We start from the raw sequence: 13,499 nt of genomic DNA, 5'->3' as shown, positions 1-13,499 counted from the left end.
CTTGACCTGCGCATATGTGCTCACGAAGGCCGATTGTCAGTGGCGGGACCTACCTTCGATCGCATGACACAGCAGGCGGTGCGCTGGACGGCGGATCAGGTGCTGGCACTGGCGCCTGACGCCGCGTCACGCAAGGCGGGGAGCAAGCTCGGCACGGCCGGACCGTGGTCGGAGGCGGGCACGGGCGAGGAGGGGACGGTATGGGGACTGTGCAGGGGAAGCGGCAGCAAGCCGTATCAGACGGTCGTGGACATCGCGGGCTCCGCGGGTCCGGCTTACAAATGCAGTTGCCCGAGCCGGAAGTTCCCGTGCAAGCACGCGCTGGGACTGCTGCTTCTCTGGGCGGGCGCGGACGATGCGGTGCCGTCCGGGCAGGCGCCGCCGGACTGGGCCGCCCAGTGGCTGGACGGACGACGCAGGCGCGCGGAGGTCAGGCACGCGGCGGGCGCGGAATCTGGAGCTTCCTCGACGGGTGATCCCGAGGCGGCGCGGCGCAGGGCGGAGCGGCGGGCCGAGCGGATCACCGCGGGGGCGGCCGAGCTGGAGCAGCGGCTGGCGGACCTGCTGCGCGGCGGCCTCGCCTCCGCCGAGCGCGCGGGGTACGGGATGTGGGAGGAGACGGCGGCCCGGATGGTCGACGCGCAGGCTCCCGGTCTGGCGGCGCGGGTGCGGGAGTTGGGGGCGATCCCGTCGTCAGGACCGGGCTGGCCGGTGCAGCTGCTGGAGGAGTGCGCGCTGCTGCACCTCCTCGACCAGGGCTGGCTGCGGCGCGAGCGGCTGCCGGACGGGGTGGCCGCGACGGTCCGTTCCCGCGTGGGGCTGCCCGGCTCCGCGGACGGCCCGCCGCTCCGGGACCGCTGGCTGGTGCTGGCGCAGTACGACACGGCGGACGCCCGGCTCACGACACGCAGGATCTGGCTGTACGGCACCGAGTCGGGCCGCACGGCGCTGCTCCTCTCCTACGGCGCGGCGGGACGGGCACCCGAACTGGCGCTTCCGGTGGGGCTGGCCTTCGAGGCGGAACTGTCCGCGTACCCGGGCGACGGCCGGCTGCGGGCGGCACTGGGCGAACGGTTCACCGCCCCGGCACCCGCGGCGACACGGCCTGCGGGGCTGACCACGGCCGAGGCCGCCGCCCGGTACGGCGAGGCCCTGCGCGACGACCCCTGGCTGGACTCCTGCCCGGTCACCCTGGACGGGGTGATACCGACCCCGGACGGCGACTCCTGGCAACTCGCCGACGAGGACGGCGAGTCGGCTCTGCCGCTCAGCCCCGCCGCGCTGTCGCGCCCCGAACTGTGGCGCCTGGTCGCCCTGTCCGGCGGCGCGCCGGTCACGGTCTTCGGAGAGTGCGGCCACCGCGGCTTCACTCCCCTGACGGCGTGGGCGCAGGGCGAGTTGGAGGCGGTGCCCCTGTGCTGACCCCGCTCGCCGCCCCCACGAACGCCGCCGCCCAGACGTCGGTGACGGCCGGCCGCCGAACGCGCTGACCGGCACGTCGGCCGCAGCGCCGGTCCGGCACGTCGGCCGCAGCATCGGTCCGGCACGTCGATCCGGCCCTCAGTGACGGCACACGCCCTCCGCGCAGAAAGGACGCTCATGAACCCGACCCCCACCCCGGCCCCCGCTTCGGCCCCGGCCCCGGCCCCGGCCGCCGCGCCCGTAGGCGGTTCCTGGGAGGAACTCGTCACCGTGGCGCTCCTCGGTACCGACCGGCGGACGCTTCCGGAACAGCACCCCGGACGGTCGGCCCCGGTGGCGCTGCTCGACGCCGCCGCCGTGGAGACCGTACGACGACGGGCCGGGATCCGGCCGGCGCGGGCGGCGGCCCGGCCCGGACCCGCGGCGCCGGACCCGCGCCCCGTGCTGCCGCCCGCCGCGGCCCGGCGGCTGACGACACTGCTGGCGGACCGCCCCGGCGCGGGCGGCGGCGGCCGCAGAGGTGCTGCGCCCGACCTCATGGAGCTGCTGCCCCAGTGGCTGGCCCTGGCGAACAGCCGCGGGTTCGGCGCGCCCCCGGGGACCCTTCCGGCGCTCCTCGACGCGGCCCGGGGACGCACGGACCTGCGGCCCGCCGCCCTCGCCTTCGCCGGACCGAGGGCCCTGTGGCTGGCCCGGCTGAACCCGGAGTGGCGGTTCGCGCTGCGTTCCTCGCCGGGCGGCACCGCCACGCTGCCGGAGCGGGCCGAGGACGTACAACGGCTCTGGCAGGAAGGCCTGTTCGCGGAGCGGGTCGCACTGCTGGCCGCGGTCCGGGCCGAGGATCCGCCGGCCGGACGGGAGTTGCTCGAAGGGACCTGGGCGACGGAGCGGGCCGAGGACCGGCTGATGTTCCTCGACTCGCTGCGGTCCGGGCTGTGCTCCGGGGACGAGGCGTTCCTGGAGCGCGCCCTGGCGGACCGCAGCCGCAACGTACGGGCCACCGCGGCCGAGCTGCTGTCCGCCCTGCCGGGGTCCGCGCTCGCCGCGAGGATGGCGGCGAGGGCCGTGACCTGTGTGGCGGTGGACCACACACGCGAGACACCGGTGATCACGGTCGAGGCACCGCACGAGTGCGACGCGGCGATGGAGCGCGACGGGGTGGTGGCCAAACCCCCGGCCGGCCGGGGTGAACGGTCGTGGTGGCTGGGCCAGTTGGTCGAGGGGGCGCCACTGCGGACCTGGCGGGAACGGCTCGGGGGGCGTTCACCGGAGGAGGTGGTGGCCCTGGCCGTGGCGGACGGCTGGCAGGCGGAGCTGCACGCCGCGTGGTGCCGGGCGGCGGTGCGACAGCGCGATCCCGCGTGGTCGAGAGCGCTCCTCGGGTCGCCGTCGGCCCCGGAGGCCGGAGGACCGGGGGCGGTGTCCCTGGCCGAGCGGGCCAAGCTGCTCGCCACCCTCGGGGCCGGGGAGCGGGCCGACTGGGTGGCCGGGTTCATCGGTACGCACGGACTGTCCGAGGCGTTCCAGCTGCTCGGGGTGTGCGCGGTGCCGTGGTCGGGGAACCTGGGGCGGGCGGTGGTCGACGCGCTCGACATCGCACGGGACGCCGGAAGCTATCCATGGAGCTTCAGCGGCGTGATGGGACTGGCCGAGCGCTGTCTGGACCCCGCGGAGGCCGGGCGGCTCGAAGGTCTCACCTCGGTGCCCGACGAGTCGGAGAACGCGGCGCCGGGGGCCGGTGACTACTGGTCCGAGGCCTTCCAGCGGCTCGTGACCACCCTCAGACTGAGAGCGGCCATGTCCGCCGAGCTCACGGCGCCATGACACCCCTCCGCCGCCCCGCACCGTCGTACCCCTCCGCCGCCCCGCGCCGTCCCGGGCTCCGCGGGAACCCGGGACCCGGAGGGGCGGGGGTGGTGGCGGTCAGGCGCCGGCCGGCTGCCTGACGTTGGCGCGCACCCAGTCCACGATGGACACCGTCGTCGCGCCCGGGGTGAAGATCTCCGCGACGCCCTTCTCCTTGAGGGGGGCGATGTCCGCCTCGGGGATGATGCCGCCGCCGAAGACCTTGATGTCCTCGGCCTCGCGCTCCTTGAGGAGGGCGATGACGGCCGCGAAGAGCGTGTTGTGGGCACCGGACAGGATGGACAGACCGATCGCGTCGGCGTCCTCCTGGATCGCGGTGTCGACGATCTGCTCGGGGGTCTGATGGAGACCGGTGTAGATGACCTCCATACCGGCGTCGCGCAGCGCACGCGCGATCACCTTGGCCCCACGATCGTGGCCGTCGAGCCCCGGCTTGGCCACCACCACGCGGATCGGACCGGCTGCCACACCCATCACTGCCTCCATGAACGGACTGCTTCAACCCTGCGCCGACGAGGACTGCCGGCACACGCCTGCGACGACCACCGCGGACGGCAGCGGACGGCCGGCGGACGGCCGGACACTCACCGACCGACCCTACGCGACCACCCGCTGTCACCAGCAGGCGTCCGCCGGCCGTGCCGACTACTGACCATCGACACATATCGCTCAGTTTTCCGCTCGCCACACCGGATCACTCCCGATCACCGATCGCGCCAAGCGGCACAGGCGTCCCGGGCACTTTCGGCCCGGGAAGTGAACGAACGTTATCGCCAGCATCCACCAACCGGCAGTTTCGGGGTCGAGACCGAGGGGGAAATCACACACTGGGACAAGTTCGCCGCGCACGGTTCCGTACCGCGGCACTGGCGCCGCAGGGTTCTGCGGCGTACGGGCCTCGGCCGGAGCAGGCGCAAAAAGAGCCGCGACCAGGTGGCCGCACACCGCGTCGTCAGCGGGACGGCGTGGCGCTGGGGCACATCGACGACGGCACGACAGCGGGGAGCGAGGCCGGGCAAGAGAACCAGGGGAACGCGAAGGCGACTCCACACCACGACACGAGGCCGCTGCATCCAGCACGGCGGACGGTCGGGGGGCCGGGGTCGGCGTCGTATTCCGCGCCCTTCGGCCGGGCACTCCGCAGCGTCACCGGTCTCACCCACCGCGGGCGCACCGTCGGCCGCCGCCGTCGCCGACCTCACGGCTTTCCACTAGGGCACACGGGGGACGGAGTGGTCCTCCCGCGTGCCGACTGGAGGTCGGCCATGAAGGTCACTGAGGCTGCGTCGCCCTTTCTGCCCCTGTGCCAGCGCCTGTTCCCGTCGAAACTGGCGGGACTCTCGGTGGCCCTGCTGAAGGCGACGGCCCTGGAGCTGGCGATCCTCGCCGGGCACCTCCTCCTGTATCCCTCGGGCATCACCCAGGAACGCCGCACCGGACACCCGCTCCCCTCGTCCGACGCCGCCGCCCAGCTGCCCACCGGGTCCAAACCGCCGGTCGTCCTGCTGCACGGCTTCATCGACAACCGCTCCGTCTTCCTGCTGCTGCGCCGCAACCTCGCGCAGCACGGCAGGCAGCACATCGAGTCCCTGAACTACTCGCCGCTGACCTGCGACATCCGTACGGCCGCGGAGCTGCTGGGCCGGCACATCGAGGAGATCTGCGAGCGCACGGGCCACGACCGGGTGGACATCGTCGGACACAGCCTCGGCGGACTGATCGCGCGCTACTACGTGCAGTGCCTGGGCGGCGACATCCACGTCCGCACGCTCGTCACGCTCGGCACCCCGCACTCGGGGACCCGCGTCGCGCCGCTGATGAACGCCCACCCGATCGTGCGCCAGATGCGCCCCGGTTCCGCGGTGATCGAGGAGCTGACGGGTCCCGCTCCCGGCTGCCGTACGCAGTTCGTCAGCTTCTGGAGCGATCTCGACCATCTGATGGACCCGCTGGAGACGGCCTGCGTCGAGCACCCCGACCTGCTCGCCCAGAACGTCCGGGTGAGCGGCGTCGGCCATCTCGCGCTCCCGGTGCATCCGGCCGTGGCGACCGGGATCCGGCAGGCGCTCGACATCGAGATGTCGGGATCCCGCGCCGCGGCCAGGACCGGCGGCCTCACGGTGGCGTGAGGGGCGCGGCGGACCGGCCCGAGGGCGGCCGTCGGGAGGGCTGACGGCCGCCCGACGGCCCTCCCGACAACCGGAAACCTCGAACGCTTATCGAACGCCAGGCCAAGCCCTTGCCCGTGCTCCCCCGAAACACGGCCGAATGCCCGTTTCCCGCGACGGGGAAACCTGCCGAAGATTGTCGCGCCCGCATACCGCCGGGTACAGTCGCCGCACTGCTCTGCCAGCCCCTGTTGTCGAGGCGAAAGAGAAGTTGGTGAACGACCGTCACCCGTCGGGGATCGCGACTCCCCCGGCTCCGGCTTCCGACGCCGCCTCGGCGCTCTACGGGCCCTATGGCGCGCACGAAGCCCAGTACGGCGACTTCACCGCGTACGGCGACTACGCCCCCACGTCTTTCGACCCCCACGCGAACGCGGCCGGCGGCTACCCCGCCTCGGACTTCGCGGGCGATCCGCTCTTCGGCACCCTGCCCGACGGGGCCGGCACCGGCTCGTACGACGCCGGCCAGTGGAACGCCGGAGCGCAGCAGCCCCTGGACCACGGGCCCTACGCGGGCCGGCACACCGGCTACGACACCGGCGCGCACGGCACCACAGCCTGGACCGACGGCTACCAGCAGACCGCCGGCGTCCCCGCCCAGCATCCGAGCCCGGACGCCTCGGGCCAGTGGGACGCGAACGCCTGGAACCAGCCGGACCAGACGGCCGGCGGGACCCAGCAGTGGACCGTGCCGACGCAGGACACGGGCGCGTACGAAGCCACGCAGTGGAACGGCGCCGGGGGCCAGGACGCGTACCAGGCCTACGAGCACCCGATGACCGAGGTGTACGAACAGCCGCGGACGGAGTCCGAGCCGTACGGTCACGAGCTCACGCAGCTCGACATGACGTACGAGCCCCCGGCCGGCCCGGTCCCCTTCGACCAGCAGGCCACCGCCACCTTCGACCAGGCGGTCCACGGTGAACTCGCCCCGGACGACGGCGAGTTCGAAGCGGCCGAGGACTTCAGGGACCCGGAAGGACCCGACGGCGGCCACGACCCCTACGACGAGGGGCACGAGCGGCCGCTGCTGGAGGACCAGGAGGAGATCACCCCGGTCCGGCACCCCGCGAGCCGCGCCGCCTCCCGCTCCCGGCGCCGCAGCCCCGCGAAACGTTCCGCGCTGCTGACCGTCGCGGTGCCCTCGGTCTGCGTGATGGGGGTCGCGGGGATCGCCGCCGCCTCCGTCGGCGGTGTCGGCGGCCTCGGGGGAAGCGACGCGAAGGACACGACGGCCAGCTCCTCCGACGCGACCTCGGTGAAACCGTCGGCCGCCAACATCAAGCTGGACACCCAGCTCAAGAGCCTGTCCGCGGGGGCGAACGACTTCGCCGACCGGGCGAGCCGCACCCAGGAACGCATCGACCTCAAGGCCCAGCAGGCGACGGAGAAGAAGAAGGCGGCGGAGGAGGCGGCCCGCAAGGAGCGGCTGCGCCCGAAGTTCGTCCTTCCCGTGACGCAGCGGGGCCTGAGCGCCTACTTCGGCCAGGCCGGCGTCAACTGGATGTCCGTGCACACCGGCATCGACTTCCCCGTCTCGTACGGGACGCCGGTGATGGCGGCGACCGACGGGACCGTGCGGACGCAGTGGAACAGCGCGTACGGCAACATGCTGATCCTGACCGCGATGGACGGCACCGAGACGTGGTACTGCCACCTCTCCTCGTACAAGGTCCCCTCCGGCACCACCGTCAGGGCCGGTGACCAGATCGCCTTCTCCGGGAACTCCGGGAACTCGACCGGCCCGCACCTGCACTTCGAGGTCCGCCCGGCCGGCGGCGCGGCGATCGACCCGCTGCCGTGGCTGCGCAGCCACGGCCTGGACCCCACGTAGAGCGCGAACCCCCGGCCGTCCCAGGGAGGGCCGAGGGTTCCACGGTCAGGTCCCGCGCGGAGTCTCGCGGACTACAGCTTCTCCACCGGCGCGTACCGCAGCAGCAGCCGCTTCGGCTTGGGCTCGCCGAAGTCGACCGTCGCCTCCGCGTTGGCGCCCGTGCCCTTCACCCCGACGACGGTGCCGAGACCGAACTGGTCGTGCGTGACCCGGTCCCCGACGGCCAGCGAGACCACCGGCTTCTCGGTGGCACCGCGACGCGTGGCGAACCCGGAGGCACCCGAGGCCGCGGACCGCGAACGCGAGGACGAGAGGGAGGCGGCGACACCGGAGACCGGACCGGCGGGCATGGGTGCCGTCGCCCCCGTGCGCTTCCAGTCCAGGTGGGTGGCCGGGATCTCCTCCAGGAAGCGGGAGGGCGGGTTGTACGAGGGCTGGCCCCACGCACTGCGCATCGAGGACCGGGTGAGATAGAGCCGCTCCCGCGCGCGGGTGATGCCGACGTACGCCAGGCGCCGCTCCTCCTCCAGCTCCTTGACCTGTCCGAGCGCGCGCATGTGCGGGAAGACGCCGTCCTCCATGCCGGTCAGGAAGACCACGGGGAATTCGAGGCCCTTGGCGGTGTGCAGGGTCATCAGGGTGATGACGCCGTTGCCGTCCTCCTCGTCCGGGATCTGGTCGGAGTCGGCGACGAGCGCGACCCGCTCCAGGAACGCGGAGAGTCCGGCCGGCGTCTCGCCCTCGCCGGTCTCCTGCTCGAACTCCAGCGCCACGGCGGCGAGTTCCTGGAGGTTCTCGATCCGGGTCTCGTCCTGCGGGTCGGTCGATGCCTGCAACTCGGCGAGATAGCCGGTGCGTTCGAGGACGGCCTCCAGGATGGTGGCCGGACCGGCGCCGGACTCGACGATCGTACGGAGGTCCTCCATCAGCGTGTTGAACCGCTTGACCGCGTTGGTGGAGCGCGCGGCCATGCCGTAGGCCTCGTCGACGCGGCGCAGGGCCTGCGGGAAGCTGATCTTCTCGCGCTGCGACAGGGCGTCGATCATCGCCTCGGCCCGGTCGCCGATGCCGCGCTTGGGCACGTTCAGGATGCGGCGCATGGGGACCGAGTCCTCGGGGTTGGCCAGCACCCTGAGGTACGCGAGGACGTCCCTGACCTCCTTGCGCTCGTAGAAGCGGACTCCGCCGACGACCTTGTACGGCAGGCCGACGCGGATGAAGACCTCTTCGAAGACACGGGACTGCGCGTTCGTGCGGTAGAAGACGGCTACGTCGCCGGCCCGCGCGTCGCCCGCGTCGGTGAGACGGTCTATCTCGTCGGCGACGAACTGGGCCTCGTCGTGCTCGGTGTCCGCGACATAGCCGGTGATGTTCGAGCCGGCGCCCGCGTTGGTCCACAGGTTCTTGGGGCGGCGGGACTCGTTGCGCTCGATGACCGCGTTGGCGGCAGACAGGATCGTCTGGGTGGAGCGGTAGTTCTGCTCCAGCAGGATCGTCGTCGCGTTCGGGTAGTCCTCCTCGAACTGGAGGATGTTGCGGATGGTCGCGCCGCGGAAGGCGTAGATCGACTGGTCCGCGTCACCCACGACGCACAGCTCGGCCGGAGGCAGGTCGTACTCGCTGGGCGGTACGTCCACGGGGTGCTCGGAGGTCCCCACGAGCTCGCGGACGAGGGCGTACTGCGCGTGGTTGGTGTCCTGGTACTCGTCGACCAGGACGTGCCGGAAGCGGCGGCGGTAGTGCTCGGCCACGTCCGGGAAGGCGCGCAGCAGGTTGACCGTGGTCATGATCAGGTCGTCGAAGTCGAGCGCGTTGGCCTCGCGCAGCCTCGACTGGTACATCGCGTACGCCTGGGCCAGGGTCTTCTCGAAGCCGTCGGCGGCCTGGGCGGCGAAGTCCTCCTCGTCGATCAGCTCGTTCTTCAGGTTCGAGATCTTGGCGCTGAACGACTTGGGCGGGAACCGCTTGGGGTCGAGGTCGAGATCACGGCAGACGAGCGCCATCAGACGCTTGGAGTCGGCGGCGTCGTAGATCGAGAACGACGAGGTGAAACCGAGGGTCTTGCTCTCGCGGCGCAGGATGCGGACGCAGGCGCTGTGGAACGTCATCACCCACATCGCGTTGGCGCGCGGGCCCACGAGCGCCTCGACGCGCTCCTTCATCTCGCCGGCGGCCTTGTTGGTGAAGGTGATCGCGAGGATCTGGCCGGGGTGGACGTTCCGCTCGCCGAGCAGGTGGGCGATGCGGTGCGTGAGCACGCGCGTCTTGCCTGAACCGGCGCCGGCCACGATGAGCAGCGGGGAGCCGGAGTGCACCACGGCCGCGCGCTGGTTCTCGTTCAGTCCGTCCAGCAGGGCCGCGGGGTCCACGACGGGCCGGGGCGCGCCGTCGCGGTAGTACGGGTCGCGGCTCGGCGGCAGGTCGAACTTCCCGCCGAACAGATCGTCCGGAACGGGCTCCGGTTCGTGATCGTCCTCGGGCGGCGGCGGGTGTTCGTCCTCGTGGGCCGCGGAGGGCTGGAGGGCCGCCAGGAAGCTGTCGTCAAAGAGGCTGCTCATCGCTCTCCGAGTCTAGGCCGCCCCACCGACAACCCGCCGCCACCTCGGAAACTCCGCCACAAGTGTGACCAGGGTCCCGACGTCCGCCCCCACCCGACGAGCCCGCCGACACCGGCACCTCACCCCACGTGACGGGCCGGGGCCGTCCGGTCACCGAGGGCGAGAAGGGAGGGCGGCAGCGCGGGCCGGGGCGGGAAAGGTCACGAAAATGTATCGGACATATCGCGCATCAACCTTCACACGGGCCACACCCGTTGGCTAGCGTGCCCGATGGCCGCCCGACCACCACCGGCGATCGTCGCCGGGCCGAGCGGCCTCCGCCGAGTCCGCTGCGCCGCGAGGCCACCGGAGCCGGGGACCCACCGGCCGCGGGGTGAATCGGTCCAACCGCCCTGTGCAGCGGGATGACGGAAGGAGTCGCCTCTCTTGGCGTCACACCGCAAGGCGCGTCCCGCGGGTACGCGGATCGCAGGCATACGGACCCCGGCCCTGGCCACAGCGGCCCTCACCTCCGTGGCCCTCCTCTCCCAGACGGCCAACGCCGCCCCCTCGGCCGAACCGAGGCCCAGCATCGAAGAGGTCTCCAAGAAGGTCGACGACCTCTACCACCAGGCCGAGTCGGCCACGGAGAAGTACGACGCGACCCGGGAGAAGACCTCCGAGCAGCGCAAGCGCGTCGACACCCTCCTCGACGACGTGGCCCGGCGCACCGAGAAGCTCAACAGCGCGCGCGAGGAACTGGGGTCGTTCGCGGCGGCGCAGTACCGGACCGGGGCCGCCGCGCCCACCACCGCGACCCTGCTCCTCGCGGACAACCCGCAGGACTACTTCGACCAGACCCAGCTGATGAGCCGGCTGACGAACCGCCAGAAGGCGGCCGTCGACGACTACATCACGGACCAGGCCGCCACCACGAGGAAGCGGGCGGAGGCCACCCGGAGCCTGGACTCGCTGACCGAGACGCAGCGGGAGCTCAAGACGTCCAAGGCCGCGGTGCAGCGGAAGCTCGGCGAGGCCCGGGATCTGCTCTCCAAGCTGAACAGCGAGGAGAAGGCGCGGCTGGCGGCGATCGAGAAGAAGAAGCAGGAGCAGGCCGCGGCCAAGGCGGCGGAGCTGGCCGGACAGCAGGCCGCCGCACAGAAGGCGGCCGAGCCGTCCTCCGGCACCTCCGCGGGCTCGGGCTCCGCGTCCGGATCGACCGCGGGCTCCGCGTCCGGATCGACGGGCACGGACTCCTCGAAGGCGGCCGAGGCGCTCGCGTTCGCCCGCGCGCAGATCGGCAAGCCCTACGTCTGGGGCGCCACCGGCCCGGACTCCTACGACTGTTCGGGCCTGACCCAGGCCGCCTGGAAGGCCGCGGGCGTCAGCCTGCCGCGGGTCACCTACGACCAGGTGAACACCGGCACGACGGTCCCCCTCGCCGACGCTCGGCCCGGCGACCTCGTCTTCTTCTACGACGACATCAGCCACGTCGGCCTCTACATCGGCAACGGGATGATGATCCACGCGCCGAAGCCGGGGGCGTACGTCCGTGAGGAGTCCATCTACTACGACGGCACGTCGGCGATCCACAGCGTGGTGCGCCCGGCGTAGACCCGGACGCGAACCGGGACCTGCCCGGTCGGTCACGACGGAGGCGCGGGGTGCGGCACGCACACCGGCGCACACGCCGGCACACACACCGGCACGCAGACCGGCACGCAGACCAGCACTCGCACCGGAACGCCCACCGCTACACGCACCGGCACCCACCAGGTGCCGTCGGCATCCTCCACCGCGATCGACCGGACAGGTTCTAGCATCAGGCGCATGCCAGACACACCGGACATGCCGGACACCATTCCGCTCCGCACCTGGTGGGCGGGGTGGGCGCCCGCCGCCGGGGCCGCCGTCATGGCCACCGGGATCCTCTCGATCGGTCTGCGTCTGACCGGCCACGAGACCCTCTCCCGGATCGCGCTGGTTCTCGCCTCCATCGCCTGGATCGGGCTCGCCTCGGACTTCCTCGCCCGGCTGCTGGGCGGCCGGGAGCAGTGGGTCCGGCGGGCCGGGACGCCCGCGGGGCTCGACGCGGTCGCGGCGACCACCGTGCTCGGCACCCGGTTCTCGGCGCTGGGCTGGCGTTGGCTCGCCGAGGTCCTGCTGGCGCTGTCGGCCGTGCTCTGGCCGGTCCTGCTCCTGGCCGTCCTGCGGCGCTGGCGGCGCCGTATGGCCGGGGAGGTGTTCCTCGTCTGCGTGGCCACGCAGGGGCTGTCGGTCCTCGGGTCGGCGGTCGCCGCCGAGGCGGGCTCGGAGTGGCTCGCGCACGCCGCGATGACGCTGTTCTGGGTGGGGATCGCGCTCTACGTGCTCTCGTTCGCGAGCTTCGACCCGTGGGAGGTGCGGAAGGGCGCCGGGGACCACTGGGTGGCGGCCGGCGCGCTGGGCATCTCCGCTCTGGCCGGGGCGGGACTCGTCGCGGCGCACCACGTGAACCCGTATCTGTGGAACAACGACGACCAGGGCGTCCTGCGCGCCACGACCGGCGCGCTGCTCACGCTCTCCCTCGTCTGCTACGTCCTGCTGGCCGTCGCGGAGGTGGTGTGGTGGCGCCCGCGCTACGACGTACGGCGCTGGTCCACCGTCTTCCCGATGGGGATGACCGCGGTGGCCACCCTCGCGGTCGCGGACGCCCTCGACGTCTTCCGGCTCAAGGGGCCGGGACAGGTGCTGCTGTGGATCGCGGTGGCGGCGTGGCTCGCGGCGGCCGTCCGCACCGCCGTCGCCTCCAGGTCCGCCGCACGGGGACACAGCCGCTGACTCGGGCCCAGGGGCGCCGATCAGGTCCGGGAGGCGGAGCGGGGAGTCGTTCAGGCCGAGGACCCGGGAGCGGGGGCTCCGGTCACGTCCACAGGACGGCGATGAAGATGTTCGTGACGGTCAGCAGGCCGACCAGGCCGAAGAGGCGCTTGTCCACCGTCTCGTCGTCGCGCTTCACATAGACGAGCCCGAGGATCACGATCAGCAGGGCCAGCTTGACGCCGATCTTGACGGCGTTGACCGTGCCGCCGTCGGCCTGGTTGAGGCCGACCAGGGCGACTCCGGTCACCAGCATGGTGAGCGCGCCGTGCAGCATCGCCGGGACGAAGCGGGCGGCGCCCTTGGCCATGGCCTTCATCTGGGTCAGGAAGCCGCCGAGCAGCGCGGCGATGCCGATGATGTGCAGGCCGACGAAGAGGTGGATGAGTACGCCCATGGAGCCGGAGCCTAATCGCACCCCTCGGCGCCCCCTTCGGCGCCCCCGACGACGGGGGCCACTCCTCCCTCTCCGGCTCCGGCAGCCCCTCCTTCTCCTCCCGACCGTCGCGCGTCACCCATAGCACCGGCATCGCCCGGCCGGGCCGTGATGCGCCGCTTCGGTCAGCTCTCCACGTCGAGTCGATGTCACCCGGCCAGGAATTTGGCCTCATACGGTCATCCAGCGATCCAAACACAATAGTTCCGTACATAGCGTTACCAACGGCGCATCCGCAGGTTTAGCGTCCTCCACCAGGTGACCGGCTCCCCACCTCCGTCCGGGCCAGGGACGGCAGTCGGCCACCACCGCCGAGAAGGTCCGGCGGCGGCCGCTCCCCCTGTGAGCCGCCGCCGGACGGATCACCGCTTGACCGC

Annotated in this window: 10 protein-coding genes; 7 read left to right on the top strand and 3 right to left on the bottom strand. The window is 72.4% G+C overall.

The window, feature by feature from the left end; all coding sequences use genetic code 11:
- Positions 1 to 63 precede the first annotated feature (63 nt).
- Complete coding sequence (locus tag ACFWI4_RS13700) at positions 64 to 1,422, top strand: SWIM zinc finger family protein (protein WP_387194867.1); 1,359 nt, start codon at positions 64 to 66, stop codon at positions 1,420 to 1,422.
- 177 nt (positions 1,423 to 1,599) lie between these two features.
- Positions 1,600 to 3,246: a DUF5691 domain-containing protein gene (locus ACFWI4_RS13695; RefSeq protein WP_387194864.1), complete on the top strand. Its 1,647-nt coding sequence runs from the start codon at positions 1,600 to 1,602 to the stop codon at positions 3,244 to 3,246.
- Between the two features lie 99 nt (positions 3,247 to 3,345).
- Here ACFWI4_RS13695 and ACFWI4_RS13690 read toward each other — a convergent pair whose 3' ends face one another.
- A complete protein-coding gene (locus tag ACFWI4_RS13690) occupies positions 3,346 to 3,762 on the bottom strand; it encodes a cobalamin B12-binding domain-containing protein (protein WP_037626795.1) in 417 nt (138 codons plus the stop codon).
- A gap of 10 nt (positions 3,763 to 3,772) precedes the next feature.
- Here ACFWI4_RS13690 and ACFWI4_RS13685 point away from each other — a divergent pair, with 10 nt between their 5' ends.
- The 3 genes from ACFWI4_RS13685 to ACFWI4_RS13675 all read left to right on the top strand — a co-directional run bounded on the left by ACFWI4_RS13685 (position 3,773) and on the right by ACFWI4_RS13675 (position 7,290).
- On the top strand, positions 3,773 to 3,940 hold the full coding sequence (locus ACFWI4_RS13685; RefSeq protein WP_387194861.1) for a hypothetical protein: 168 nt from the start codon (positions 3,773 to 3,775) through the stop codon (positions 3,938 to 3,940).
- 613 nt (positions 3,941 to 4,553) lie between these two features.
- On the top strand, positions 4,554 to 5,417 hold the full coding sequence (locus tag ACFWI4_RS13680) for an esterase/lipase family protein (RefSeq protein WP_385405046.1): 864 nt from the start codon (positions 4,554 to 4,556) through the stop codon (positions 5,415 to 5,417).
- Between the two features lie 139 nt (positions 5,418 to 5,556).
- The gene (locus tag ACFWI4_RS13675) at positions 5,557 to 7,290 is read left to right on the top strand and encodes a M23 family metallopeptidase (protein WP_387194858.1); all 1,734 of its coding nucleotides are present in this window, start codon (positions 5,557 to 5,559) and stop codon (positions 7,288 to 7,290) included.
- A gap of 71 nt (positions 7,291 to 7,361) precedes the next feature.
- Here ACFWI4_RS13675 and pcrA read toward each other — a convergent pair whose 3' ends face one another.
- On the bottom strand, positions 7,362 to 9,848 hold the full coding sequence (pcrA, locus tag ACFWI4_RS13670) for a DNA helicase PcrA (RefSeq protein ID WP_387194855.1): 2,487 nt from the start codon (positions 9,846 to 9,848) through the stop codon (positions 7,362 to 7,364).
- A gap of 426 nt (positions 9,849 to 10,274) precedes the next feature.
- On the opposite strand from pcrA, the gene ACFWI4_RS13665 reads away from it, so the two are divergent.
- On the top strand, positions 10,275 to 11,441 hold the full coding sequence (locus ACFWI4_RS13665) for an NlpC/P60 family protein (RefSeq protein WP_387194852.1): 1,167 nt from the start codon (positions 10,275 to 10,277) through the stop codon (positions 11,439 to 11,441).
- 216 nt (positions 11,442 to 11,657) lie between these two features.
- Positions 11,658 to 12,647: a tellurite resistance/C4-dicarboxylate transporter family protein gene (locus tag ACFWI4_RS13660; protein ID WP_387194849.1), complete on the top strand. Its 990-nt coding sequence runs from the start codon at positions 11,658 to 11,660 to the stop codon at positions 12,645 to 12,647.
- A gap of 82 nt (positions 12,648 to 12,729) precedes the next feature.
- Here ACFWI4_RS13660 and ACFWI4_RS13655 read toward each other — a convergent pair whose 3' ends face one another.
- Positions 12,730 to 13,083, bottom strand: coding sequence for a hypothetical protein (locus ACFWI4_RS13655; protein WP_387194846.1), 354 nt, complete (start codon positions 13,081 to 13,083; stop codon positions 12,730 to 12,732).
- Positions 13,084 to 13,499: the final 416 nt, after the last annotated feature.

Origin of the sequence: Streptomyces sp. NPDC127038, from assembly GCF_042725875.1 — a bacterium.
Taxonomy (GTDB): Bacteria; Actinomycetota; Actinomycetes; order Streptomycetales; family Streptomycetaceae; genus Streptomyces.
Note: the sequence above shows the minus strand (reverse complement) of the source record. Positions and strands in the feature narration are given on the sequence as shown.